Here is a 20,723-nt window from a genome sequence, read left to right on the forward strand (position 1 = left end):
CCGCTCCAATCTCTTAAAATTAGCCTCCGTATGAGAGGCTTATTTTATTTGATATCTTTTAAGTTGGCAGGATTTCGCCTGATTTACGCGCCATTCTGAGTGGCAATTAATACACTTGTAAGATGAGGAAGTGGCCTGTAATCCAACTGCGCCACACTGAGGGCAAAGACTACGTTTATGTAGCCAGTCTCTGTAGCTATCCAAAGAATCTTGAATATTATCGTCGTCCATACTGAGAGTTAAGCCGTATTTTGGAGCCAAAGTATCAACGGCGTACTCCCAGGCGGATCTTTCCATTTCGATAAGCTGGATATCATATTGATAATTTTTATGACCAAGTTTAGCGTGGGCGATTTCGTGTAAAAGTTGCACTAAGTCTTCTTGCGAATCTAATTTTTCGTAATAGACTGTTTGCGAATTAGGGTTCCAGGAAAATACTTCACCCTCCTTGAATTGCAGTTCTGGAAAATCGTGTTCAATTTGAGGCAAGCTGACTGATGGCATTGTCGTAGCATCCGTATAATACAATTTCTTCTGGGTTAGGGGCGCTGATTATTTTTGGTACTGATATGGCGGCGGGTAAGTTTTCTGCCAGAAGACCGCTTAAAATATCTGAAAAATAGGATGTGAACACTCCCACGCTCCCGCCAATAACAACGGCATCTGGTTGCGTAAAGGCGATGAGCGGTTGTAATCCAGCTTTTATCCTATTAGCAACCTCTTCCCAGACTTCCAGAGGGGTGTCTGATGATAATTCGCCAAAAATTCTCTGTAAAACCCTACCCGCAGCAATCTCTTCCCAAGTGGTAATCTTGCCATTGTAGTTCAAAGACATATGTCCGCCCTCGCAATCGCTAAGCTCTTTATGTAGATTTCCATTCAGGATTAGGGAAGTGCCAACGCCGGTCCCTAGGGTGATGTATAGACCGCATCTGGGAGTTTTGGCAATCTGAGCATACTTGCCAGTCCTGCCATATTGGCGTCATTTGCAATGAATATTGGTATATTAGGAAAATACTCGGGAAAGTAGCTCGCGGATAGGTTGATTTTTCCAGCCGAGGTTTTGGCACCACACTGCTACGCCGTCTTTAACTACTCCTGGCAGAGCCACAGAAATTGCGTCAATTGGCTTATCGTTCGTAATCAGGTGAATTTGATCGGCGACGCGTTGAATATATTGGTCTACGTTTTTAGGGGTGGGGAATTTAATGATATGCTTAGGATTTTTTTCCTCGTCAAAGCTGGCTACTAATGTTTTGGTCCCACCTGTGTCAACCGTAATAATCATATATTTATTATATCACCAGCTTTACTTATAAGAGGTCATTATGATATAATAAAGAAAATTTGAGTGGAGATATAATATGAAGCGAGTAAATCAGACTGGATCAATTGGAGTTTTTGTAATAGTAGGTGCTATTTTAGTGGCTATATCTTTGGCTGTTCTTTACGGAATTAGGCAGAATAATTTGTCGCAAGATGGGTCGCCAATTTCTAGCGATTTGGTAGCATCAGAGAATAGCAATAAGAATTCAAAAAAAAAGCACATCTCAGCAGTCCGCAGATCAAAAAACAAATAATCATAAAACGGATAGTCGGTCAGGCGAGAAGAGTGAAGGCTCGAATCGACGAAAAGACAACGCAGACACAAAATCCTCACTCTCAACAATCGCATCAAAACGCCAGCTCCTTCTACTCCTTCTACGAAAAATCTGATAAAGGATTGCCAAAAACTGGACCAGAAGATGTAGCTGTTTCTGCAGTGGCTTTTGGTATTTTGGCATTTTTGGCAGTAGCTTATCAGCGATCTCGCTATCTGATCTAGCTTTGACTTCTATCTATCTGTTGTGATATAATTGTGATAATCTGTGGGGATATTTTTATTATGTCCCTGAAGAATAATATCAATTTTAAGGAAGGGGTCTTTAGAAGACTTATGGCAGATGCCAAAATTACAATGGATGACCTGCTGGCTCAAGCAGGTGATAGTGTTAAACAACTTACTGTCGGTGAAACAGTTGACGGTACTGTTTTATCAGTAAAGAAGCACGAAATTTTAATCGATTTAGGACCTTTGGGTGTTGGCTTGGTTCCACGCCGCGAAGTTAGCCTTTCAAAGAACTACAATGTTGGCGATTCAGTAATTGCTAGCGTAATTGATAACCGAATTGGAAGACGGTTATTCGCTACTTTCATTGCGCAAGGCTGCGAAAGATCGTGGTTGGGATGAAAATAGTGGCTAAAGTGGAATCTGGTGAAATCCATCACCGTTGTACCATACGACGCCAACCGCGGTGGACTACTAGTTGAATACGAAGGTATTCGCGGGATTCTTGCCAGTATCGCAATTGTCAGCTGAACACTATCCTCGCGTAGGTTCTAGCGACAAGGACGCGAAATCTTGCAACGATTAAACAGCTTAGTAAAGAAGGACATTAAAGCGCGAATCTTGGATGCTGACCGAAAAGCTAACAAACGGATCTTCTCTGAAAAAAAGAGGCGGTTAAAGAAGGCCTGGCAAAGCGATTCCAGAAATTGGCAATTGGCGACACAGTTAAAGGTGTTGTTACAGGTGTTGTCGACTTTGGCGTATTCGTTAACGTTGAAGGCATTGAAGGTTTGATTCACATCTCAGAAATTAGCTAGGAGCGTGTTAATAACCCATCTGACTACGTAAAAGTTGGTCAAACTATCGAAGCTAAGATTATCGCAATCGACAAAGAACGCTTGAGCTTGAGTGATGAAGCAATTGACCAAAGATCCATGGCTGGATGAAGTTGAGCAATTTAAGCCTGGTGAAAAAGTTGAAGGAACCAGTAACCCGAATTACTCCATTTGGTGCATTCTTGGTACAGTTGAGTCCAGCGGTTGAAGCTTTTAGTCCACGTGTCAGAGCTTGGCGGTGACGGTACTGATCCTGAAAAGGTATTTAGCAATGAACGAGCGTAAAGAATTCCCACAGTTTTGGATATCGATAAGGAAAATCATAAGATTTCTCTTTCACTCGGCAAATCATCAAAGAAAAAATAATACAAATCCCCTAAAGCGTAGTTACGCCCAGAGGTGAGAGGAGCTTATTATGGCAGAAAAAATCGTCAATATTGCGGATTCGGTAACGGTTGGCGAGTTGGCCGAAACTCTGGGATTGTCAGTAACTACGCTGATTGGTGAATTGTTTAAGAACGGAATCGCTGCGACAATTAATCAGCGACTAGATTTTAGAGACTGCACAGATTATTAAGTTGAAGAATTAAGGGCTAGATGTGCAGCTGAAACGAAAGACGGTTTCAGCAGAAATCCATCACCATACGCACAAATTATCAGACAAGGCAGTTCCTCGTCCACCAATTGTAGCTGTGATGGGGCATGTTGACCACGGTAAAACGAGTTTACTAGACACGATTCCTTGATAAGAAGACAGCGGATAGTGAAGCCGGAGGAATTACTCAGCATATTAGCGCTTATCAAGCTCAGCGTAACGGACGAACTATTACCTTATTGGACACTCCAGGTCACGAGGCCCTTGCGGCGCTAAGGCAGCACGGAGCTACGCTGACAGACGTGGTGATTATCGTGGTGGCGGCGGATTGACGGAGTTAAACCTCAGACTGTTGAAGCTATTCGATTTGCTAGGTCAGCTAACGCTAAAAGTGTGGTGGCAATTAATAAGATTGATAAAGAAGCAGCCAATCCGCAACTGGTAAAGACTCAATTGGCATCTGAGCATGGTTTGAACCCTGAAGAATGGGGCGGAGACACTGTGATGGTTGAAGTTAGCGCAAAAACTGGTCAGAACTTAGACAAGCTTTTGGATATGGCTTTATTGGTGGCGGATATGGAAGATTTGCGCGCAGATGAAGATGTTCCGGCTGAAGGTTTGGTTATTGAGGCGCACATGGAAACTGGTCGTGGCGCCGTAGTTGGCTTGTTGGTGGAGAATGGTCATTTGAGACCTGGTCATTATCTGGTTGCTGGGACGGCTTACGGGCGAGTCCGAACGCTTCAAGATTTCCGTGGTAAAACCGTTAAAGATGCCGGTCCAAGTATGCCGGTGAATATGACCGGATTTAAGGAATTGCCACAATTCGGTGATGGATTTGAGATTGCGAAGAGCGAAAAAGAAGCTCGCAATTTGGCGCAAAAGGCTAAAATTGAACAAGAGAAAATGGCAGCCACAAACCAATGTTACTGGCGCAGATATTCTTAAGATGATGAATCGAAAGCTTGATGCGGAAGAATTTAACGTAATCGTTAAGGCTGACGTTCAGGGTTCAGTAACGGCCTGTGGTTGGATAGTTTGAAGCTGATTCGACACGAATGGCGAAGTTGAGCTTCATGTTGTCGGAACTGGTGTTGGTAATATTTCTGAGAACGATATTCATTTGGCGGTCGGTGAAAATACGGTGATTTATGGCTTTAATGTCGATTTGCCACCAGCAGTTAAGCGATTAGCGGCGCGTGAACACGTGGAAGTGCGAATTTTTAAGGTAATTTATGAACTATTGGATGACGCTAAGGCTTCAATGGAGGCTTTGTTGGCGCCAGAAATCGTTGAAACTGAAATTGGTGAGCTGGAAATTAAGGGTGTATTTAGGACGATGCGCGAAGAAGTAATTGCTGGCGGTGAAGTGAAGCGCGGTAAAGTCGCTAAGGACTTGCTGGCGCGCGTAAAACGTGGCGGAGAGCAAATTGCCGAGGTTGAAGTTTCTTCCGTACAGCGTCAGCAACAAGAGGCAAAAGAGGTCTTTGAAGGCGAAATGTGTGGACTGAGTCTTAGGACGAAGAAAAAGATTACCTTAGAAATTGGCGACAAGCTGGAGTTCTTTACTAGGGAATTAGTGAAGAAAACACTGGGGTAGACTGTTCTAAGTATTGACTTTTTTGTGTATTTATGATAGTATCTTAGGTATACATAAGTTTATTGCTATTCTGCGTGCAGAAGGCGAAAGGAAACCACCACAAAATGAGCGAACAACAATCTACCGAGCTTAGCCCAGAAGGATTAACTCCGTACGAACAGGCTATGCGAGACAAGTATCTTGGCAATGAATATGACGAAGGTGAATATGGCGACGATGAACCAAAGAAGGATGATAACCCAGAAGGCTTAACTCCGTACGAACAGGCTATGCGAGACAAGTATCTTGGCAATGAATATGACGAAGGTGAATATGGCGACGATGAACGGTCTGAGGTTGAGCCTGAAAATAAAGCCAATACCGAAAAAACCGAGATGAGCCCAGAAGAACATGAAGCTGCTGCTAACCTTAAAATCGCTAGGGAGAGGTTTGCTAAGGCTAGTATCGCTGCTGAATCACATTTCTTTGGGAAAAAGAAACGACAAGAAGCGTTGGAAGCTGCTGCAAAAGAATTGAAGCAGAGCGAATTGGAATATATGCGTCTCAAGTTTGCTGATAAAATCGAAGCAGCAAAACAGGATCCAAAAAAGCAGGCTGAATTAGCAGCGGAAATGGGTCAAGCAGCGTTTGCAAGTATGCGAGAAACCTCAAAAATGACGACAGATAAGTATGACAGAAATGCTCGATGATCGTGGTAAATTTAAGAAAGCTGCAGCTAAAGTTGGTAAATGGTTTAATAAGGGTGGTAAGATTGCTCAGTGGCTGAAGTTGGGCGGCACTGGTCTTGTGGTAGGTACTGCTACAGGAACAGTTGCAACAATCGCTGGATGGCCTATTACGACGGCTGTCGGTATAGTAACGAAATTAGGAGTTGCTGGAGCAACAAAACAAGCTGTTCTGGAAGAGCATCGTGGCGAAGATCGCATAACCGATGACGACAGTCTTGAAACTATAGATCCTTCATTTAAGAAAACTGTGGCCAACATGAAAATTGACGATGTTATGAAGCATGCAGTCAATGTATCAATTGACAATCTTAAGGATGTGAGTATAGAGAGACAGGATGCCCTGCGTAAGAAAGTACGATCATCATCAGGTAAGTATGCTGCTGGTTTTGCATTGGGTGGTGTTGCTGGTAAATTTGCCCATCACTAGGCGAACTCGGCGCACGCGACTGGAACTGACAGCAAACACTACAACACCTACATCAAGCTGAAAGTCGGAAACAACACCACAATCAGGTCATGCATAAAATACCACAATCTGCCAACAAAACAACTATAGATAACCCTGCTGCCAAAAAAATAGTAAAAAATAGTGTAAATCCAGATACACCCAAATTTCAATTCTTACGACTATCCTTGGAACTGGGCTGCTGAGAAGTTTGGTGACGCAAACGCAATGGATCAACTTCATAATCTGGCTGATAAAGCCATGGCTGACGGTCACACCGTGGAATGGTATAATACTGGCGGAATAGAGTATCTGGAAGTTGACGGATCTAGTGCTACTGCGGACGTGTTGGATGTATTGACTAAATACGTTTAATAGATAAAATATAAAAATAAACAAGGAGATAAAAAAATGTTTGAAATTACTGACGAATTCTTAGCACAGGCTGGTTTTGGATCACTACCCACAGATAAGAAAGAGAACGAGATGAGGGAAGACGTAACTAACAGCGTCCAGGATAAGATCACAAGGAAGATTTTACTAGCTGTTGGCGAAGCGAAGCTGGACGAGTTTATAAAATTACTGGACGGAGACGATGTTCCCGCAGTACTGAATTGGTGCGCAAATAATGGCGTTAATTTAACGGAAATTAGTTCAAAACTCGATGAATGAGACTATGATTGAGCTACAAAAATTATACAATGACGCGCTGAATATGAAAGCGTGGATAATAATATTAAACAGTTACTGGTATAATTTAACTTAATCATATAGACGAAAGAAAAGGAGGACTATGTTCCAACTGAATGAAGAATTTCTTAAAGAATTGGGGCTGGACCAGTTGCCGGAAGATCAGCAAAAATCGTTGTTGCAGCATATTTATAGCGAGTTAGAGCTTCGAGTTGGCGAACGATTAAGCCAGGGAATGAGCGATGCTCAGCTGGAGGAGTTTGCGGGAATTATCGATAAAACTCCTGGTGCTGTGGATGATTTTCTGACGAAACATGCGCCTAATTATCAACAGGAACCAATGTTGCAGAAAATGTCACAAGCTTCAGGTTTGCCAGTTGACGATCCGCGCCTGAAGGATGAATTTGCAGCTACTAAGTGGCTAGAGGTCAATCGACCAGATTATCGTGACGTTGTGGCTGCGGTTATGGCTGATCTGAAGAAGGAAATTATTGCCAACCGCGATGCTATTTTAGGTGGCATGAGTGCACCTTCAGCGCCGCAGCAGACTCAAAGCGACTTTGATTTGGCTGCTTAGTCAGTGAATTTAGACTTGATGACCGCGGATAAATTCTTCTGCGCTCATTGATTTTGCCGCTGGCTGGTGCGATCAGCACAGAAATCATTAAATAATAGCGCGAAGGCAAACGTTTTACCAGAGATGCAGAACTCGGCAATAGTTGGCAGCATAAACGAAAGATGTAGTGATAATGACATCAACCGAGTAATCAATAACCACGCGAACTACGCTCGAAACCAAAAGTCTCGGCGCGGACGTGAGCTGCAGCCTCGGAAGAGGGCATAAGCTCCGCATCCGAGAAAGGAAGGTTGGCCTTAGCGATGAATAAGTGGCAATATGAACCCAGAGAATTATCCTATAGCATTCCAATGAAAAAAGACCATCGATACCTATATGTGGCAGGCTCGTTATTAGCAGAGAAGTGCCGTCATGAAATAATTAATCGCATAATAAGAACTTTTGCAATATATACCAGTGACAGAATGGCTGAGTTTGGGACTAGATAGGGCCGGCGTCCATATGACTATCAAGCTACTATTATTGACACGCCAATTTCGGGCAAAGAAAAATATACCCATATTAGCTTGAATCATATCGAGAAGAAATACGTCCTCGATATTTTGGTAATCAGAGAAGAGATGAACAGTGATAATTCCCGGTGTAAATAAGTCGATAATTGACTGGGGAATGATAATCCCGGCTATGCAACCAAAACGCCCGACAATCGCCAAAGTAATCCAAAGCAATAGCGTACATTTCACTGACGGATAACGTGGCGGTAAAACTGGACATAGCGGCAGAATTAGCGAATGGAGTTACTGGAGGTTCAGTAAGTTTGTGTCCGCGACCACGCTTGGTGTCGGGTTTGGTAATAACGCAAACAACGTTAAATCCCTCTTCAACGAGAGCTTCTAAGGTAATTAGACTGTAATTTTCAGTCCCAAAGAATACTATTTTCGGCGATATCTTTGTCATAATCTAACGGTTGCAACTCGCCTTTCTTATCGAGCGTATAAAAAGCGTCTTTTTTATCCTTAATATGGTCTATAAAAACTAATCCATTACAGTGGTCTATCTCATGCTGTAATACGCGCGCCAAAAATCCTTCGGCTTTAATTCGCACTTCTTCGCCATCTAAATTCATGGCTTTTACGCGAATTTTACTATAGCGGGGAACTTTTCCGTAAATGCTTTTAACACTTAAGCATCCCTCAAAATCTTCGACAATTTCGCCTTCATATTTCACGATTTCTGGATTGATAAGAGTGATGAATTCGCGAGTTGATTTTCTTTCAAAGTCAGCTCGAACAATCACAACACGCTCTAATTTATCGACTTGCACAGCAGCCAGGGCGGCGCTAATCTCGTGAGGTCTGGAATCTTCCCAGTCCAGCGCAGCTGCGGTCATTTCGTCTGCCAGTTTTACAACATCATTAGTAACAACGTGGATTTTCGATGATTTTTGGCGAAGATGTGGATTTGGTAATGTGATAATATCGTCTTTTGTCATTGCTATAATTATACCAGAAATTACAGTAGACTTACAGGGTCAAGCTCGTACTGCCAGTGTGATGACGGCAGGAAATTCAAGACGTCAAGAAGCTCTTGTCGTTTGGGGCTTTTTACTACGATTTGCCATCGATATGTATCGCGGACGCGCTCATAAAAAGCGGGAGTTGGTCCAAAAACTTCAATGTTATCAAAATTGGATTTTAATAGTTCGGACAATTTTTTAGCGTTCCTTATGGCAGCGGCTTCGGTTTTATAAACGCAAGTTAGTTTTAATAAGTAAGTAAAAGGTGGAAAGTTGGTTTTTTGTCGTTGAGATATGGTTCTTTGATAAAATTCTGTATAGTTTTGAGATAGTCCGTTTGTGATGGATGGGTGACTTGGCTGATACGACTGGACGACAACTTCTGTTGGCGTGCTTGACCTGCCGACGCGGCCGACGACTTGGGCGAGCAATTGAAATGTTCGTTCGGGCGATGAATAGTCAGGGAGGGAAAGTCCGGTGTCGGCTTGAACGACCCCGACGACTGTTAAATGTGGCAAATCTAGTCCTTTGGCGATAACTTGCGTGCCGATAATTATATCTATTTCACCATTTTTCAGTTCATCATAACGCTCGTCCACGGTAGCTTTCAAATCGGTGTCTTTATCAAATCGAGCAATTTTTTTGTTCGGGAATAACCTCTGTAATTCGTCTTCAATTCGCTTAGTTCCGATACCTTTGTGGATGATGTCGGCGTTTTTACATTCAGGGCAACTAGTAGGAACTTTGGTCGAAAAACCGCAAATGTGGCATGACAATTTATGACTATCCGCATGCAGAGTGAGCGGAATAAAACAGCGTGGACAACCAGCCTGCCAGCCGCAGTTATCGCATAATGTGATTGATGCTGTGCCGCGTCGATTGTGAAAAATAAGAACTTGCTCATTTTTTGATAATGCTGTGTTTATAGATTTCAGAAGTGGGTCAGAGAAGAAATTGATGTTGAGTAAAATTGTTGCGCTTTGTCATGTCGACCAGCGTCACGTTGGGGCGAACGGTGTCTGGTCTTGCTGGTTTTGTCATTGTAATGATTGGCGTGTTTGATTTTTTTGCAACGTAATAGTCGGCAACTGCTGGAGTGGCGCTACCTAGAATTAGCTTGCCGCGATGTTGATTTGTAAGAACTGAGGCGACGCGAAGGGCTGAATATCGAGGGGATTGCTCCTGCTTGAAACTCGGTTCGTGACACTCATCAATCACCACAAGTCCGAGCTGTTGCACGGGCATGAAAAGAGCAGATCGCGGACCGATGATTACTACCGGATCGTTTGAGCTAATAACTCTTTTCCAGATTGCATATCGTTGAGCTTCGGTTTGTTTGGAATGGGTAACTATGACATTTGGCAGATGAGCAGAAAACTCAGCAACTAGTTGCGAAGTTAGGGCAATTTCGGGGACTAAAATTATCGCCGATCGCTCTTCTTCTAAGGCTTGTTTTACGGCTTCTATGTACACTAGGGTTTTTCCTGAGCCAGTTACGCCGTGTAAAAGTACCGTTCCGGAATGGAGATTTTCGATGGTCTGGAGGGCTGCTTTTTGCTCATCAGTGAATACATTTTTTGTTCGATTTTCTGCTGGATTAACTGGGGTGGACTGGTTAATTGAGCGACGTTTTTTGGATAATCCGCTGGGTAAAATTGCTTGCCAGACGGTCGCTTGGTGTGTAGCGTAATATTTGCTCATCCATATAGCAGTCTGAACGAGTTCGATTGGCAAGGGATATTCTTCAACGATTTTACTAATTGGCTTGACTTCAAAATCGGGTTGGCGAACTTCTTGTAGAACTACACCAATAGCATTGATTTTGCCGATTTCTATAGCAACAATCATTCCGGTCGGCAGTCTTTCCTCTGAAGAATACGTAAACGAACTTGCGTCGGCGCGGACGATTCTTGTTAACGAAACCAAATAGTAATGCATGTTCATATTATATCGCGAAAAAAATGCTAAAATAAGCATATGCATTTTGAGAGTCGTTCGCAGGCTGGGGCAATTCTGGCTGATCAAGTACTGGAAAAGTATCGCTATGAAAACCGCGCAGTGGTTGCAATTGGCGAAGGTGGCGTGTTGATTGGTGAGCAAATTGCAGTGAAACTCCACTGTGTTCTCAAGTGATGTTGCTGAGCGAAGGGATTGAGATTCCTGGGGAAAGTTTAAGCATCGGGGCGATGTCGCAGTCGGGTCAATTTACGTATAATAGTCAATTTTCTGACGGTGAAATTAATGAATATACTAGTGAATTTCACGGTTATCTGGAAGAGAAAAAGCGCGAGGCTCATCAGAAAATGAATAGGCTTTTGGGTGATGGCGGAATCATCGATAAGGATATGCTAAAAAGGATCCGGGTGGTGATTTTGGCAAGTGATGGCTTTGGCGATGATTTATCAGTTTTGGACGTGGCTTTGGAGTTTTCTGAAATCAGTTCGGATTGAGAAATTGGTGATTGCGGTGCCGTTTTGTGGCGTGGCGGCGGTGGATAAATTGCACATGACAGTTGATGAAATGCATATCTTGGATGTGAAGGAGAATTTTATGGGATTAAATCATTACTATGAGGATAATACATTGCCATCCAAAGAGGAAACGATAGCGAAAATTAACCAAGTTATTTTGAATTGGAAGTAAAAAACTTGTCGGGTGTTGTAAAATTGTGATAAACTTTAATTAAGAAAGATGCGTTAGGGAGGTTATGTTAGACGTTTTTATTACATCTAGGGTGCGGCGAAAAATTGTAGTAGTATACGCTAAGTATCCTGATTTTCACACACATGTTCGCGGATTAACAAAGCTAATTAAAGGAAGATCCTGGAAACATTCAACGAGAATTGAAGCGAATAGAAAAGGTTGGATTTTTGCAGAGTGAAAAGCAAGATAACTCACGTACGTATTTCACTAATAAACAATTCCCAATTTTTAAGGAATTGCAAAGTATGGTGATTAAATCTCAGCAATATTCAGCGCGATCAAAGCGCGGCATGGCTGATAAAGACTAATGACATTATTTGAGAAAATTTTAGCGGCTCGAGGCTTAACTACGCGTGCGGCGCGTGAGGAATTTTTGCATCCGAATTATGCGTCAGTAAAGCATGATCCGTTTTTATTGCCAGATATGAGAAAAGCGGTGGACCGCTTGAAAAAGGCGCACACTGAGGGTGAGAAAATTGTTATTTATGGCGATTACGATATTGACGGGCTGAGTGCAACGGCAATTTTGCTGGATGCGTTTGGTAAGTTTGGCTTTAAGGAAGTTGGCGCGTTTATTCCGAATCGGTTTGTTGAGGGTTACGGAATGACGATGGGCGCCGTTGATAAGGTGCGAAATATGGGTGCGGATTTAATTGTCACGGTTGATACGGGAAGTTTATGTCATGCGGAAATTGAATACGCATCGAGTTTGGGGATTGATACGGTGGTGACTGATCACCATAATGTTGCTGAGACTCCACCGCCGAGTATTGCTGCGGTCAATCCGAAGTTTCCTGGTCATAAATATCCATTTCCAAGATCTTTGTGGCGCGGGTGTGGCGTTTAAATTGGTTCAGGCTCTACAAACCGAACTGGACGGGTTGCCAGATGGTTACGAGAAGTGGCTATTGGATCTGGTGGCGCTGGGGACGGTTTGCGACATAGTTACGCTGGCGGATGAAAATAGGGCGAATGTCTATTGGGGCTTGGAGGTTTTGAAAAAGCAGAGGCGTCCTGGTTTGAAGGCGTTGATGTCGGTGGCGGGAATTGAGCCGGAGAAGGTTAATGCTAGGCATTTGGGATTTGGTCTGGGTCCACGAATGAATGCGGCGGGCAGATTGGAGACGGCGCAATATGCTCTGGATATGCTGACGGCGAGTGATGGACTGGAGGCGTTGGAGGCTAGTGAAAAGCTGGAAGAATTGAATATTAAGCGCCGCAGTATTCAGGACGAGATTTTTGACGAAGCTTGCCAGCAGGCGGACAATATGACTGATGATCGAGTTTTGGTGGTGAATAGCGGCAATTGGAATCACGGAGTTATCGGCATCGTGGCGTCAAAGTTGGTTGAGAAATATAAGAAGCCAGTTTTTATAATTGGCGAGCGTGGCGACGAGGCTACAGGTTCGGCGCGAAGTTTTGGCGATTTTTCCGCGGCTGACGCGGTTCGTGCAAGCTGACGACATCATTATTAAAGGTGGCGGTCACGGAGCGGCAGCTGGTGTGACGTTGGCGACCGAGAGAATTGACGATTTTAGACGACGAGTGAATGAGTTTTACGATTCAATGCAATTAAAAAATCAGGAATTATATTTGTTTGCCGAGAGCTGACGTTGAGATTGACGATTTTTCGGAAATTAATGAAGAGCTGATTGATAATTTGGCAAAGATGGAGCCATTTGGCAATGGTAACGCGGAGCCTATATTGAAAATAACTGAAGCGACGGTTTTAAATGTGAGGAGAATGGGTGCGGATGGGCAACACGTGAAATTGACCTTGCGTGATAAAAATGACGTTGCGTTGCAGATGCTGGCTTTTAATGCGCCAGAAGAATTTTTCCGTGAAGTGGGCGACGAAGTGTCTGCTTGGTTCCAGCCGACTGTAAATGAATGGCAGGGGATGAAGTCAGTTGAAGGGCGATTATTGCATTTGGCTTAGGTGTAATAGTTGCATTACTTGTAGAGTAGATGTATTGTTATAGTGTATTAATATTTTTGGGTGGGAGAATTTTTTGGGAGGTTTGGTATATATGGAGTTTTCTAATAGCGGCAGAGGGGAAATTATATATCAGAAAGATACACATACTAGCCTGGGGAGGGTAGCGCTAAAGTTACTGACTAATTATCACGAAGATACACGCTCGGAGCTGCCTGGCAAAGCCTTAGCGGATCTTAAAGAAGAGTATGATGACGTAGCGGGTAAACATAAGGAATTCGCTGAACATTTGAATGAAGCTTCTAGCTTGAGTGCTTTAGTAGCAGCTGCTGGTCACTTAATTTCCCTAAAGGACGTAATGTATGAGATAAATAATGGCGTTCAATTGTCTTTATCCAGTGATGCGAATGGAGAAGTTCCTGGCGATTCGGCTTTGCCAGAAAATATTCCTTGTGACCTTGCCAAAGTTAAAATTTCTGAAAATGATGATGGTACGTATACTGCCAAGATCCCTGTTACAGAACACAGATTTGACTGTAATAGGCATATACGGGCTGATGTGACCACTTATACTATTACGTTTACTCCTGATGGTGAGGTATTAAATCTCACGTCAAAGAAGGTGAAGGGATAATCTAGTTGGCAAATACTTTCTCATCTGTTATAATGTTTGCAGTATGGTACAAGTAACACGTAAAGATCAGAAGGAAGCGAACGAAAATATCATTCGTCGTTTCAACCGCAGGGTTTTGCAAAGCGGTGTTTTGGCTCGCGCTAAGAGCGTTATGCGTTTTGAAAAACCAATTTCAAAGACCGAGCGTCGTAAAAAAGCTATTATTCGCCGCGAGCGACGAGCTGAAAAAACGGCAAAAATGCGCCTAGGGGTGCGTTAATGTCTGCGCTAAAAGAGCGCATTACTAGTGAAATGAAAGCCGCTCTATTGAGCGGCGATCGTTTTCGTGGTGATGTTTTGCGTAATCTAAAGGCAGCAATCTTAAACGAAGAAGTTTCTTTGGGCAAGCGAGAAGACGGCTTAGATGATTCTGAAATTGAAAAAGTCGTTGCTCGAGAAGTGAAAAAGCGCGTCGAAAGTGCGGATTTATATCGAAAGAATGACCGTGCGGAGTTGGCGGAACCTGAAGAAAAAGAAGCGGAAATTTTACGAGAATTTTTGCCAGAGCAACTTGGCGAGGCGGAAATCTCAAAGATTGTAGAAGAAGTTATTGCGGGTATGGACGATGTCTCAATTCAGAAAATGGGACAAGTTATTGGCGCGGTAAAAAGTAAGGTCGGCAATGCTGCGGATGGTGCGTTGGTGGCGAAAATTGTTAAAGAAAAACTCACAAAATAGGAGGAAAAATGATTGTATTTTTTGGGCCGGCGGGTGCTGGTAAGAGTGTGCAGGGGCAGATTTTAGCGGCGCGACATGGTTGGCGTTGGCTTAGTGCCGGACAGCTGTTGCGCGACACTCACGATGGCGAATTGATTCATCGCATGCAATCTGGCGAACTGGTGCCAATAGAAACTATCAACGGTTTGATGGGCGAGGCTCTTAATAAAGCTAAGGATATTAATGGCGTAATTCTGGACGGCTATCCAAGACAATTAGAACAGGCTAAATGGCTGATTGAGTCGCGTTCACATCACGGAAAAGATGTTAAGTTGGTGATCAAAGCTGGAAGTTCCGCGCGATGAAATTCTGGAGCGTTTGAGGGTGCGCCGCGTCGAGTTGACGACACGCCTGAAGCAATCGACAAGCGACTCAGTATTTATCGAGGTGAAATTTACCCAATGCTGAACTATTTGGAATGACAATGGTGTTCCAATTATACATAAGAGCGGCGTTGGAACTGTCGGCCAAGTTCATGATGAAATCGAGAAAGAGAATTGGGTTAGCCGCGGCATTGTTGAGGGTGTAAAATGAGCCAATTGATCACCGGAGAAAAAACGCCGCAACAGATGAAAGATATGCGCGAGTGCGGCAAAATGCTTGCGACAATTTATGATGAATTGAAAAAATCCGTAACGCATGGAATGAGAGACCTGGACGCTAATGATTTTGTAGCCAAGCGAATTAAAGATTTTGGCGCAGAGGCGACTTATCTTACGGACGAAGCAGAAATTCCCGGGAGTGATTTGTATATCGACGAACGAGCAATTGGTGCATTCTTTCCCGACCGAATATGTTTTTGAAAAGGGCGACGTGGTCAGCTTCGATTTGGTGATTGGCTATCGTGGAATGAAGACGGATAGCGCTTTTACTATGGTTGTCGATGAAGAGCCTAAGGGCGCGAAGAAACATTTATTGCATGCAACAGAACAGAGTTTATATGCGGGAATTGACGCGATAACTGGCGATGGAACGCGAGTTGGCGATATTTCAGCGGGAGTGGAAGCTGTGTTGAAGAAGGCTAAACTTGGTATAATCCGTGAACTAGTTGGTCATGGCGTGGGGCTGAGTATGCATATGGAGCCAGAAATTCCGAATTACGGCAGGCGAGGAACTGGTCCGATGTTGCACGCTGGCGACACAATTGCAATTGAACCGATGGCGAGCTTGGGCGGTGAGAAAATTATCACCGACAGCGACGGCTGGACAATTAGTATGAAAGACGGCAGTCTGGGTGCGCATTTTGAACATACGGTATTGATTACCGAAACTGGCGCTGAAATTCTGACGAAGCTTTAATTATTAATCTGAATCCAGAGATTCGTTATCGAAATCTATCTCGGCAACTATATATCGGGGACGGGTGGCAAGATCACCGCCACCCCATCCGCCGGCATAACCCGTTATGCCATGCTCAGCTCGCCAATCCTAAATATGTTTTTTCACCGCATCGTAAATCGTCCATCTTTTTGCGCATCTGTTTTTGCTCGATTCCGCCATTATATACTTCAATGTAGAAAAATACTTTATTTTTGCCACACTCTCTCTGTACCCAATATTATTTTTTAGCGAAGAGTCCTTTGTTGGACCATTTTTTAGGGTATTTAATAAGTTGTCTGGAAGGTAATTAGCCTGATGCATAGCGCGACCAATACCGCCGCCTGTCAAACACTCTTACAAAAAAAGCGAGTAGACTACGCCACGGCAAGACAAACAGAAAATCAAAAGCAATTTATAATGTCACAAAGGGACTTTATAACCAACCGACAAAATACCGAGCTTAAAAGCAATATCAACTTGATGGAATGCCTCCTATGGCAGCCGCATAACACGCTGAACGCCCTGAACGTAGACATATCAGACTACCCGAAACTCCCGCAAGAATACCCAGAACGCAAAACACCTATAATAAGCTCCACAAGAGCAAAACCGAACATCCGTTTCATTGTGAGGATATTGCAGCAAAAAGATTTTTTAGCAGCAATCACCAGCCCAATTCGCTTGCCAAATTATAGACATAACCTGCACAATACAGCTTATGCAGTGAGCTAATCGCGATCACGCTGCTGTAGGAATGGACATTTGCCACGTTAAAAACGGGGCGCTGTGTCGTCGGCTGATATTGACGCAGAAAATGGTGCGCCAAAAATTGTTGGCGTCGGTGAAACACCGAATAGCGGAATGCGAAAGGGAACCGTAACGAATTTGAGTGGTCCAGCCGAAGCTATTGATAAGGCACTGGAACCAGCCGAGCGAATGAGCGGCTCATCAGATTAACGCAGCTACGTTGAGCATTAACGGATCTCATTTATTAAGTACAAAAGCCGACGGAAATGATCAACGTTGGAACCGTTAACAATGAAGTTACGCAATGATGATACATTAAGGCTGGAGGAAGTTACTACAACTGGAAAAGTGCCACAGAATAGAGAGATTTTAGATATTATTAAAAACGGGCGTATAGACTGGATGGTCAAGATAATATTAAAGATCCAATTGGTATGACTGGCGCGCGTCTGGAAATTAGGGCGAATGTCGTGTCTGGTTTGGTTCCACACATTACTAATTTACAGAAGTCGGCGGAAATGGCTAAGGTTGAGGCTGTGTCTGTTGTTCCGTCGGTTTTGGCGGCAGCTCAATCCGTTCTTACGGAAAGTCAGCGTGAAAATGGCGTTGCGGTGATTGATTTTGGTGCGGCAACTACAGGAATTGCTATTTATGAAGAGGGCGATTTGCAACACCTGGCGGTTATCCCAATGGGCGGTCAGAACGTAACGAACGATTTGGCTATTGGGCTTAGGACGGATCCGGAAATTGCGGAAGTTGTGAAATTGGCGCACGCAAGATTTGGCAGCGACACTTTGGGCGAAGTTGAAACGAAGGTTGAAAAGCAGACATACAAGTTCAACCAAGAAGAAATTGACGAGATTGTTCAAGCGCGCGATACGAAGAGATTTTTGAAGCAAGTGCTAAAGAACTGAAGCGAGCTGGGCGACTAGGAAAACTACCGAGCGGCGTTGTGCTGGTTGGCGGTGCGGCGAAAGTCAAGGGTATATGGTGGAGTTTACGAAAGATCAATTGAGCGTGGCGGCACGCTTGGGTGTTCCGGCTGGCTATAGTGGAGTTAGCGATGAAGTGAAAGGCGCGGAATTTTCGGCTGCGGTTGGTCTGATGTTGATTGACTCTATGGGCATTTCGCAGCAGGTAAAACCGATAGTTGGCGCAAATAATGTCACTAAAAAAGCTGGCGGTTTACTTAAAAATATTTTCGCTAGATTTAAATAAATGATATACTCTATGTAAGGATTAAGAGAGGGAATATATGCCGCAAATACAACCAAGTGAAGTTCAAACATTTGCCAGCATAAAAGTCGTCGGTGTTGGCGGCGCTGGTGGTTCAGCTATTAACCGAATGAAAGACGCTGGTCTAACTGGCGTTCAATTCATTGCTATGAATACGGACGCTCAGGCGTTGCATAATTCGAAGGCTGACATAAAAATTCATCTTGGTCGTGACGCAACTAATGGTTTGGGTGCTGGTGCCGACCCTACTGTTGGTGAGGCCGCAGCTAATGAATCTCGTGACGAAATTAGGGAAGCGCTAGAAGGCGCGGACATGGTATTTGTGACAATTGGTGCTGGTGGCGGAACTGGTTCTGGTGCTGGTTATGTTGTGGCAGAAGTGGCGCGCGAGCTTGGTATTTTGGTGGTTGGCGTGGCAACTCGACCGTTTAGCTTTGAGGGCGAAAAGCGCCGAGTTAACGCGGATTGGGCGATTTCTCACTTGGGACGCGAGGTTGATACCTTGATTACTATTCCAAATGACAGATTATTGCAGACGATTGATCGCCGAACGCCGCTACTGGAAACGTTCAAGATTGCCGATGATGTTTTGAGGCAGGGTGTTCAGGGTATTTCTGAACTGATTACTGAGCATGGTTTGATTAACCTTGACTTTGCTGACGTTAAGGCGATTATGAGTAATGCCGGTTCGGCTTTGATGGGAATTGGACGAGCGAGCGGTGACGACCGAGCGGTTCAGGCGGCGCAACAAGCTATTGAAAGTCCTCTAATTGAGGTGTCGATTGATGGCGCCAAGGGTGTGCTATTCAATGTAACTGGTGGCTACGACATGAGTATGGCAGAAATTCAGGAAGCCGCAGAAATTATTACTAGCGCTGTTAGTCCAAATGCCAACATTATTTTTGGTGCGACTTTGAAGCCGGAAATGGAAGACGAGCTGGTCATTACGGTGATTGCGACAGGATTTGATAGCGATACATTCCGCCAGCAGGAAGTTAGCTTGACTGTGGGTGACGATACAAAACCTGCCGAGACAGAAGTTGATGACGAAATGGTTAAAAATATTGACCTAGAGTTGGACAAGGAAGAATCTGCCGAAAGTTTTGCGGCTGAGCCAGAGACTAATATTTGGGAAAATCCAACCGTTGAAGCTGACGATGATGAGGATGATACGCCGGCATTTCTGAGGCGACGAAAGAAGAACAAGGAGTAGATAAAATGGTGTTTAATATCGGCAATAGTCGCGTTATTGAATCACGCGAAGTTTCTGACGGTGCCGCAATTCGACGTCGCAGAGAAACTCCAGATGGCAAGCGATTTACTACGTATGAGCGAGTTGAAAAACCGAATCTAGCGGTGATAAAGAAAAATGGCGATCGTGAGCTGTTTGACCGGGTGAAATTGGCGAATTCGACGCGCCGTTCGGTCGGAAAATTCTTTAAGTCTGACGAGGAAGTCGATAATATCATTACGGCGGTTGAAGACTCTTTATATGCGCTGGGCGAATCGGAAGTTACGTCAAAACAGATTGGCGATCAAGTTTTGGACGAGCTAGAAAAACGCAACGAAGTGGCGTATGTTCGTTTTGCTAGCGTTTTTTATGAGTTTAAGACGTTGGACGATTTTGTGGAGATTTTAGCGAAGCGACGCAGTAAGGGCGAGCGGGAATTGTAATGCGAGTAGTTGTGATTTATCGTTCGGAAAGCGATTATGCGCGCCAAGTTTCAGACTTTTTGCGTGATTTTAGCCGACAAACTGGTCAGGTTTTAGAGGAGATGAGTCCTGATTCTGCAGAAGGTAATAATTTTTGCGAAGTGTATGACATTGTGGAGTATCCAACAATTATCGCGCTGAGTGACAGCGGTCAATTGCAAAACCTTTGGCGTGGCTTGCCACTACCAACAATTAGCGAAGTGAGTTTTTATGTTTAGCAAAATCAAAAACTGGCTATTTCACGAAGATTTGAAAAAGCAAAATTTGGCGGCATTTATAATGCTTGTCGGTAGTGGATTAGGGTTATTGGCATCATTCGTATTATCTATTGAAGCCTTGAATTAGCAAAAAACTCTCACGCTGTATTAAGTTGCGATTTTAGCTCAGCTCTGAGCTGTTCGGCGGTGGCGAATCATTGGTCGGCGGCTATTTTAGGATTCCCAAATAGTTTCATCGGCGTGATGACTTTGCCTGTTATGGTAACAATTGCAGTGGCGTTGCTGGCGGGAGCAAAATTCCCGAAGTGGTTTATGCAGGCGGCGCAAGCCGGTGCTATCATCGGAATGATATTTGCTATTTGGATGTTTTATATGAGCTACGTCGAAATTGGCGTGCTTTGTCCGTGGTGCCTTGACCTTAGATCTTGGAATGCTGATGATTATGCTCGGTTTGACGCGCTATAATGGTCCACAGAAAAATATTCTCTTGTCGATATACGCAGAAGATCGTTGGTGGCGGATATGATGCGCTTGCCGTGGTATCGCTGGTTGTTGCGGTAATTGTCGCGATAATCGCCAAATTCGGCAGCCAATTGTTCTAGTTTTCTAAAGATTCATTGTTTTATCTAAAAAGCTTATGGTATA

General features: G+C 43.9%; 41 protein-coding genes and 3 pseudogenes. 38 read left to right on the forward strand and 6 right to left on the reverse strand.

The genetic code is table 11. From position 1 onward, the window contains the following. Positions 1–39: 39 nt before the first annotated feature. Together KOY49_RS00880 and KOY49_RS00885 are read right to left on the reverse strand one after the other, a co-directional pair. Complete coding sequence (locus KOY49_RS00880; RefSeq protein WP_232736326.1) at positions 40–504, reverse strand: hypothetical protein; 465 nt, start codon at positions 502–504, stop codon at positions 40–42. Further along, positions 476–1,288: pseudogene (locus KOY49_RS00885) on the reverse strand (ROK family protein). The gene KOY49_RS00880 and the pseudogene KOY49_RS00885 overlap by 29 nt, the downstream one beginning before the upstream one ends. Before the next feature lie 76 nt (positions 1,289–1,364). Between KOY49_RS00885 and KOY49_RS00890 the strand changes: the two are divergent. The 14 genes and pseudogenes from KOY49_RS00890 (at position 1,365) to KOY49_RS00950 (ending at position 7,299) form a co-directional block, all read left to right on the forward strand. Continuing rightward, positions 1,365–1,580 (forward strand): hypothetical protein, encoded by a 216-nt coding sequence (locus tag KOY49_RS00890; RefSeq protein WP_232736327.1) that lies wholly within the window; start codon positions 1,365–1,367, stop codon positions 1,578–1,580. 32 nt (positions 1,581–1,612) lie between these two features. Next, entirely contained in the window at positions 1,613–1,825 is a 213-nt protein-coding gene (locus KOY49_RS00895) for an LPXTG cell wall anchor domain-containing protein (protein ID WP_232736328.1), read from the forward strand. A gap of 111 nt (positions 1,826–1,936) precedes the next feature. After that, entirely contained in the window at positions 1,937–2,230 is a 294-nt protein-coding gene (locus KOY49_RS00900; RefSeq protein ID WP_232736329.1) for a S1 RNA-binding domain-containing protein, read from the forward strand. A 305-nt stretch (positions 2,231–2,535) separates the two neighbouring features. Continuing rightward, positions 2,536–2,775 (forward strand): annotated as a pseudogene (locus tag KOY49_RS00905) (S1 RNA-binding domain-containing protein). Next, positions 2,741–2,872: a hypothetical protein gene (locus KOY49_RS04875; protein ID WP_269802162.1), complete on the forward strand. Its 132-nt coding sequence runs from the start codon at positions 2,741–2,743 to the stop codon at positions 2,870–2,872. The pseudogene KOY49_RS00905 and the gene KOY49_RS04875 overlap by 35 nt, the downstream one beginning before the upstream one ends. 207 nt (positions 2,873–3,079) lie before the next feature. Next, entirely contained in the window at positions 3,080–3,241 is a 162-nt protein-coding gene (locus KOY49_RS00910; RefSeq protein ID WP_232736330.1) for a translation initiation factor IF-2 N-terminal domain-containing protein, read from the forward strand. Between the two features lie 91 nt (positions 3,242–3,332). Continuing rightward, positions 3,333–3,634: pseudogene (locus KOY49_RS05530) on the forward strand (GTP-binding protein); the annotation flags it as partial. After that, positions 3,620–4,207: a translation initiation factor IF-2 gene (locus KOY49_RS00920; protein ID WP_269802182.1), complete on the forward strand. Its 588-nt coding sequence runs from the start codon at positions 3,620–3,622 to the stop codon at positions 4,205–4,207. The pseudogene KOY49_RS05530 and the gene KOY49_RS00920, both read left to right, overlap by 15 nt. A 169-nt stretch (positions 4,208–4,376) precedes the next feature. Further along, on the forward strand, positions 4,377–4,859 hold the full coding sequence (locus KOY49_RS00925; RefSeq protein WP_332873933.1) for a translation initiation factor IF-2: 483 nt from the start codon (positions 4,377–4,379) through the stop codon (positions 4,857–4,859). A gap of 104 nt (positions 4,860–4,963) precedes the next feature. After that, a complete protein-coding gene (locus KOY49_RS00930) occupies positions 4,964–5,548 on the forward strand; it encodes a hypothetical protein (protein ID WP_232736332.1) in 585 nt (194 codons plus the stop codon). Continuing rightward, the gene (locus KOY49_RS00935) at positions 5,529–6,014 is read left to right on the forward strand and encodes a hypothetical protein (protein ID WP_232736333.1); all 486 of its coding nucleotides are present in this window, start codon (positions 5,529–5,531) and stop codon (positions 6,012–6,014) included. The genes KOY49_RS00930 and KOY49_RS00935 overlap by 20 nt, the downstream gene beginning before the upstream one ends. A 246-nt stretch (positions 6,015–6,260) precedes the next feature. Next, complete coding sequence (locus KOY49_RS00940) at positions 6,261–6,407, forward strand: hypothetical protein (protein WP_232736334.1); 147 nt, start codon at positions 6,261–6,263, stop codon at positions 6,405–6,407. 36 nt (positions 6,408–6,443) lie between these two features. Beyond that, positions 6,444–6,704 carry a DUF5663 domain-containing protein gene (locus tag KOY49_RS00945; RefSeq protein WP_232736335.1) on the forward strand — a complete coding sequence of 87 codons (261 nt, stop codon included), beginning with the start codon at positions 6,444–6,446 and terminating at the stop codon, positions 6,702–6,704. A gap of 121 nt (positions 6,705–6,825) precedes the next feature. Further along, a complete protein-coding gene (locus KOY49_RS00950) occupies positions 6,826–7,299 on the forward strand; it encodes a DUF5663 domain-containing protein (protein ID WP_232736336.1) in 474 nt (157 codons plus the stop codon). Positions 7,300–7,908: 609 nt separating this feature from the next. Here the strand turns inward: KOY49_RS00950 and KOY49_RS00955 are convergent. From KOY49_RS00955 to KOY49_RS00970, 4 genes are read right to left on the reverse strand one after another with little or no spacing between them, the layout of a single operon-like run. Then, positions 7,909–8,256, reverse strand: a complete 348-nt coding sequence (locus KOY49_RS00955; protein WP_232736337.1) for a formyl transferase — start codon at positions 8,254–8,256, stop codon at positions 7,909–7,911. Continuing rightward, positions 8,216–8,791: a peptide deformylase gene (gene def / locus KOY49_RS00960; RefSeq protein WP_232736338.1), complete on the reverse strand. Its 576-nt coding sequence runs from the start codon at positions 8,789–8,791 to the stop codon at positions 8,216–8,218. Before def ends, KOY49_RS00955 begins: the two co-directional genes overlap by 41 nt. Positions 8,792–8,811: 20 nt before the next feature. Then, positions 8,812–9,786, reverse strand: a complete 975-nt coding sequence (priA, locus tag KOY49_RS00965; protein ID WP_332873934.1) for a replication restart helicase PriA — start codon at positions 9,784–9,786, stop codon at positions 8,812–8,814. Then, on the reverse strand, positions 9,758–10,753 hold the full coding sequence (locus KOY49_RS00970) for a DEAD/DEAH box helicase (RefSeq protein ID WP_232736339.1): 996 nt from the start codon (positions 10,751–10,753) through the stop codon (positions 9,758–9,760). The genes priA and KOY49_RS00970 overlap by 29 nt, the downstream gene beginning before the upstream one ends. A 39-nt stretch (positions 10,754–10,792) precedes the next feature. On the opposite strand from KOY49_RS00970, the gene KOY49_RS00975 reads away from it, so the two are divergent. The 24 genes from KOY49_RS00975 (at position 10,793) to KOY49_RS01090 (ending at position 20,680) form a co-directional block, all read left to right on the forward strand. Further along, positions 10,793–10,948 carry a hypothetical protein gene (locus tag KOY49_RS00975; RefSeq protein ID WP_232736340.1) on the forward strand — a complete coding sequence of 52 codons (156 nt, stop codon included), beginning with the start codon at positions 10,793–10,795 and terminating at the stop codon, positions 10,946–10,948. After that, the gene (locus KOY49_RS00980; protein WP_232736341.1) at positions 10,948–11,265 is read left to right on the forward strand and encodes a hypothetical protein; all 318 of its coding nucleotides are present in this window, start codon (positions 10,948–10,950) and stop codon (positions 11,263–11,265) included. Before KOY49_RS00975 ends, KOY49_RS00980 begins: the two co-directional genes overlap by 1 nt. A 4-nt stretch (positions 11,266–11,269) precedes the next feature. Beyond that, complete coding sequence (locus KOY49_RS00985; protein WP_232736342.1) at positions 11,270–11,458, forward strand: hypothetical protein; 189 nt, start codon at positions 11,270–11,272, stop codon at positions 11,456–11,458. Positions 11,459–11,658: 200 nt separating this feature from the next. Beyond that, a complete protein-coding gene (locus KOY49_RS00990; RefSeq protein ID WP_232736343.1) occupies positions 11,659–11,826 on the forward strand; it encodes a hypothetical protein in 168 nt (55 codons plus the stop codon). Next, positions 11,826–12,365, forward strand: coding sequence for a DHH family phosphoesterase (locus tag KOY49_RS00995; protein ID WP_232736344.1), 540 nt, complete (start codon positions 11,826–11,828; stop codon positions 12,363–12,365). Before KOY49_RS00990 ends, KOY49_RS00995 begins: the two co-directional genes overlap by 1 nt. Then, a complete protein-coding gene (locus tag KOY49_RS01000) occupies positions 12,355–12,978 on the forward strand; it encodes a DHHA1 domain-containing protein (protein ID WP_232736345.1) in 624 nt (207 codons plus the stop codon). Before KOY49_RS00995 ends, KOY49_RS01000 begins: the two co-directional genes overlap by 11 nt. Beyond that, a complete protein-coding gene (locus tag KOY49_RS01005; RefSeq protein WP_232736346.1) occupies positions 12,968–13,129 on the forward strand; it encodes a DHHA1 domain-containing protein in 162 nt (53 codons plus the stop codon). The genes KOY49_RS01000 and KOY49_RS01005 overlap by 11 nt, the downstream gene beginning before the upstream one ends. After that, complete coding sequence (locus KOY49_RS01010; RefSeq protein ID WP_232736347.1) at positions 13,116–13,457, forward strand: hypothetical protein; 342 nt, start codon at positions 13,116–13,118, stop codon at positions 13,455–13,457. Before KOY49_RS01005 ends, KOY49_RS01010 begins: the two co-directional genes overlap by 14 nt. 91 nt (positions 13,458–13,548) lie before the next feature. After that, the gene (locus tag KOY49_RS01015; protein ID WP_232736348.1) at positions 13,549–14,088 is read left to right on the forward strand and encodes a hypothetical protein; all 540 of its coding nucleotides are present in this window, start codon (positions 13,549–13,551) and stop codon (positions 14,086–14,088) included. A 43-nt stretch (positions 14,089–14,131) separates the two neighbouring features. Then, positions 14,132–14,347, forward strand: coding sequence for a 30S ribosomal protein S21 (locus KOY49_RS01020; protein WP_039326918.1), 216 nt, complete (start codon positions 14,132–14,134; stop codon positions 14,345–14,347). Continuing rightward, the gene (locus tag KOY49_RS01025; RefSeq protein ID WP_232736349.1) at positions 14,347–14,805 is read left to right on the forward strand and encodes a GatB/YqeY domain-containing protein; all 459 of its coding nucleotides are present in this window, start codon (positions 14,347–14,349) and stop codon (positions 14,803–14,805) included. Before KOY49_RS01020 ends, KOY49_RS01025 begins: the two co-directional genes overlap by 1 nt. Before the next feature lie 8 nt (positions 14,806–14,813). Further along, positions 14,814–15,149 carry an adenylate kinase family protein gene (locus tag KOY49_RS01030; RefSeq protein WP_232736350.1) on the forward strand — a complete coding sequence of 112 codons (336 nt, stop codon included), beginning with the start codon at positions 14,814–14,816 and terminating at the stop codon, positions 15,147–15,149. Between the two features lie 225 nt (positions 15,150–15,374). Continuing rightward, positions 15,375–15,647, forward strand: a complete 273-nt coding sequence (locus KOY49_RS01035) for a hypothetical protein (RefSeq protein ID WP_232736351.1) — start codon at positions 15,375–15,377, stop codon at positions 15,645–15,647. Then, complete coding sequence (locus tag KOY49_RS01040; RefSeq protein WP_232736352.1) at positions 15,616–16,143, forward strand: M24 family metallopeptidase; 528 nt, start codon at positions 15,616–15,618, stop codon at positions 16,141–16,143. Before KOY49_RS01035 ends, KOY49_RS01040 begins: the two co-directional genes overlap by 32 nt. Before the next feature lie 336 nt (positions 16,144–16,479). Continuing rightward, positions 16,480–16,896, forward strand: coding sequence for a hypothetical protein (locus KOY49_RS01045; RefSeq protein WP_232736353.1), 417 nt, complete (start codon positions 16,480–16,482; stop codon positions 16,894–16,896). A 54-nt stretch (positions 16,897–16,950) separates the two neighbouring features. Then, positions 16,951–17,121, forward strand: a complete 171-nt coding sequence (locus tag KOY49_RS01050) for an acetate and sugar kinases/Hsc70/actin family protein (protein ID WP_232736354.1) — start codon at positions 16,951–16,953, stop codon at positions 17,119–17,121. A 66-nt stretch (positions 17,122–17,187) separates the two neighbouring features. After that, entirely contained in the window at positions 17,188–17,349 is a 162-nt protein-coding gene (locus KOY49_RS01055) for a hypothetical protein (RefSeq protein WP_232736355.1), read from the forward strand. Then, the gene (locus KOY49_RS01060) at positions 17,328–17,825 is read left to right on the forward strand and encodes a cell division FtsA domain-containing protein (protein WP_376787536.1); all 498 of its coding nucleotides are present in this window, start codon (positions 17,328–17,330) and stop codon (positions 17,823–17,825) included. The genes KOY49_RS01055 and KOY49_RS01060 overlap by 22 nt, the downstream gene beginning before the upstream one ends. Positions 17,826–17,898: 73 nt before the next feature. Continuing rightward, positions 17,899–18,129, forward strand: a complete 231-nt coding sequence (locus KOY49_RS01065; protein WP_232736357.1) for a hypothetical protein — start codon at positions 17,899–17,901, stop codon at positions 18,127–18,129. Positions 18,130–18,166: 37 nt separating this feature from the next. Continuing rightward, complete coding sequence (ftsZ, locus tag KOY49_RS01070; RefSeq protein ID WP_129637179.1) at positions 18,167–19,360, forward strand: cell division protein FtsZ; 1,194 nt, start codon at positions 18,167–18,169, stop codon at positions 19,358–19,360. Between the two features lie 5 nt (positions 19,361–19,365). Next, complete coding sequence (nrdR, locus tag KOY49_RS01075; protein WP_129632309.1) at positions 19,366–19,821, forward strand: transcriptional regulator NrdR; 456 nt, start codon at positions 19,366–19,368, stop codon at positions 19,819–19,821. Further along, positions 19,821–20,078, forward strand: coding sequence for a hypothetical protein (locus KOY49_RS01080; protein WP_232736358.1), 258 nt, complete (start codon positions 19,821–19,823; stop codon positions 20,076–20,078). Before nrdR ends, KOY49_RS01080 begins: the two co-directional genes overlap by 1 nt. Before the next feature lie 171 nt (positions 20,079–20,249). Then, positions 20,250–20,543, forward strand: a complete 294-nt coding sequence (locus KOY49_RS01085; RefSeq protein ID WP_332873935.1) for a vitamin K epoxide reductase family protein — start codon at positions 20,250–20,252, stop codon at positions 20,541–20,543. Next, on the forward strand, positions 20,543–20,680 hold the full coding sequence (locus KOY49_RS01090) for a hypothetical protein (RefSeq protein ID WP_232736360.1): 138 nt from the start codon (positions 20,543–20,545) through the stop codon (positions 20,678–20,680). Before KOY49_RS01085 ends, KOY49_RS01090 begins: the two co-directional genes overlap by 1 nt. Positions 20,681–20,723 lie beyond the last annotated feature (43 nt).

The organism is Candidatus Minimicrobia vallesae (assembly GCF_018866205.1).
GTDB lineage: Bacteria > Patescibacteriota > Saccharimonadia > Saccharimonadales > Saccharimonadaceae > Nanosynbacter > Nanosynbacter vallesae.

Excerpts from the sequence above, each read along its gene's own strand:
- KOY49_RS00995 (WP_232736344.1), top strand. The coding sequence starts at position 11,826 with ATGACATTATTTGAGAAAATTTTAGCGGCTCGAGGCTTAACTACGCGT.
- KOY49_RS01080 (WP_232736358.1), top strand. The coding sequence starts at position 19,821 with ATGCGAGTAGTTGTGATTTATCGTTCGGAAAGCGATTATGCGCGCCAA.
- KOY49_RS00955 (WP_232736337.1), bottom strand. The coding sequence starts at position 8,256 with ATGACAAAGATATCGCCGAAAATAGTATTCTTTGGGACTGAAAATTAC.
- KOY49_RS00970 (WP_232736339.1), bottom strand. The coding sequence starts at position 10,753 with ATGCATTACTATTTGGTTTCGTTAACAAGAATCGTCCGCGCCGACGCA.
- KOY49_RS01090 (WP_232736360.1), top strand. The coding sequence starts at position 20,543 with ATGGTCCACAGAAAAATATTCTCTTGTCGATATACGCAGAAGATCGTT.
- KOY49_RS00890 (WP_232736327.1), top strand. The coding sequence starts at position 1,365 with ATGAAGCGAGTAAATCAGACTGGATCAATTGGAGTTTTTGTAATAGTA.
- KOY49_RS01030 (WP_232736350.1), top strand. The coding sequence starts at position 14,814 with ATGATTGTATTTTTTGGGCCGGCGGGTGCTGGTAAGAGTGTGCAGGGG.
- nrdR (WP_129632309.1), top strand. The coding sequence starts at position 19,366 with ATGGTGTTTAATATCGGCAATAGTCGCGTTATTGAATCACGCGAAGTT.
- KOY49_RS04875 (WP_269802162.1), top strand. The coding sequence starts at position 2,741 with ATGAAGCAATTGACCAAAGATCCATGGCTGGATGAAGTTGAGCAATTT.
- KOY49_RS00910 (WP_232736330.1), top strand. The coding sequence starts at position 3,080 with ATGGCAGAAAAAATCGTCAATATTGCGGATTCGGTAACGGTTGGCGAG.
- KOY49_RS01035 (WP_232736351.1), top strand. The coding sequence starts at position 15,375 with ATGAGCCAATTGATCACCGGAGAAAAAACGCCGCAACAGATGAAAGAT.
- KOY49_RS01025 (WP_232736349.1), top strand. The coding sequence starts at position 14,347 with ATGTCTGCGCTAAAAGAGCGCATTACTAGTGAAATGAAAGCCGCTCTA.
- KOY49_RS00950 (WP_232736336.1), top strand. The coding sequence starts at position 6,826 with ATGTTCCAACTGAATGAAGAATTTCTTAAAGAATTGGGGCTGGACCAG.
- KOY49_RS01020 (WP_039326918.1), top strand. The coding sequence starts at position 14,132 with ATGGTACAAGTAACACGTAAAGATCAGAAGGAAGCGAACGAAAATATC.
- KOY49_RS00930 (WP_232736332.1), top strand. The coding sequence starts at position 4,964 with ATGAGCGAACAACAATCTACCGAGCTTAGCCCAGAAGGATTAACTCCG.
- KOY49_RS00880 (WP_232736326.1), bottom strand. The coding sequence starts at position 504 with ATGCCATCAGTCAGCTTGCCTCAAATTGAACACGATTTTCCAGAACTG.
- def (WP_232736338.1), bottom strand. The coding sequence starts at position 8,791 with ATGACAAAAGACGATATTATCACATTACCAAATCCACATCTTCGCCAA.
- KOY49_RS00940 (WP_232736334.1), top strand. The coding sequence starts at position 6,261 with ATGGATCAACTTCATAATCTGGCTGATAAAGCCATGGCTGACGGTCAC.
- KOY49_RS01065 (WP_232736357.1), top strand. The coding sequence starts at position 17,899 with ATGGTGGAGTTTACGAAAGATCAATTGAGCGTGGCGGCACGCTTGGGT.
- KOY49_RS00900 (WP_232736329.1), top strand. The coding sequence starts at position 1,937 with ATGGCAGATGCCAAAATTACAATGGATGACCTGCTGGCTCAAGCAGGT.
- KOY49_RS01045 (WP_232736353.1), top strand. The coding sequence starts at position 16,480 with ATGCATAGCGCGACCAATACCGCCGCCTGTCAAACACTCTTACAAAAA.
- KOY49_RS00980 (WP_232736341.1), top strand. The coding sequence starts at position 10,948 with ATGTTGCTGAGCGAAGGGATTGAGATTCCTGGGGAAAGTTTAAGCATC.
- ftsZ (WP_129637179.1), top strand. The coding sequence starts at position 18,167 with ATGCCGCAAATACAACCAAGTGAAGTTCAAACATTTGCCAGCATAAAA.
- KOY49_RS00945 (WP_232736335.1), top strand. The coding sequence starts at position 6,444 with ATGTTTGAAATTACTGACGAATTCTTAGCACAGGCTGGTTTTGGATCA.
- KOY49_RS00975 (WP_232736340.1), top strand. The coding sequence starts at position 10,793 with ATGCATTTTGAGAGTCGTTCGCAGGCTGGGGCAATTCTGGCTGATCAA.
- KOY49_RS00935 (WP_232736333.1), top strand. The coding sequence starts at position 5,529 with ATGACAGAAATGCTCGATGATCGTGGTAAATTTAAGAAAGCTGCAGCT.
- KOY49_RS01015 (WP_232736348.1), top strand. The coding sequence starts at position 13,549 with ATGGAGTTTTCTAATAGCGGCAGAGGGGAAATTATATATCAGAAAGAT.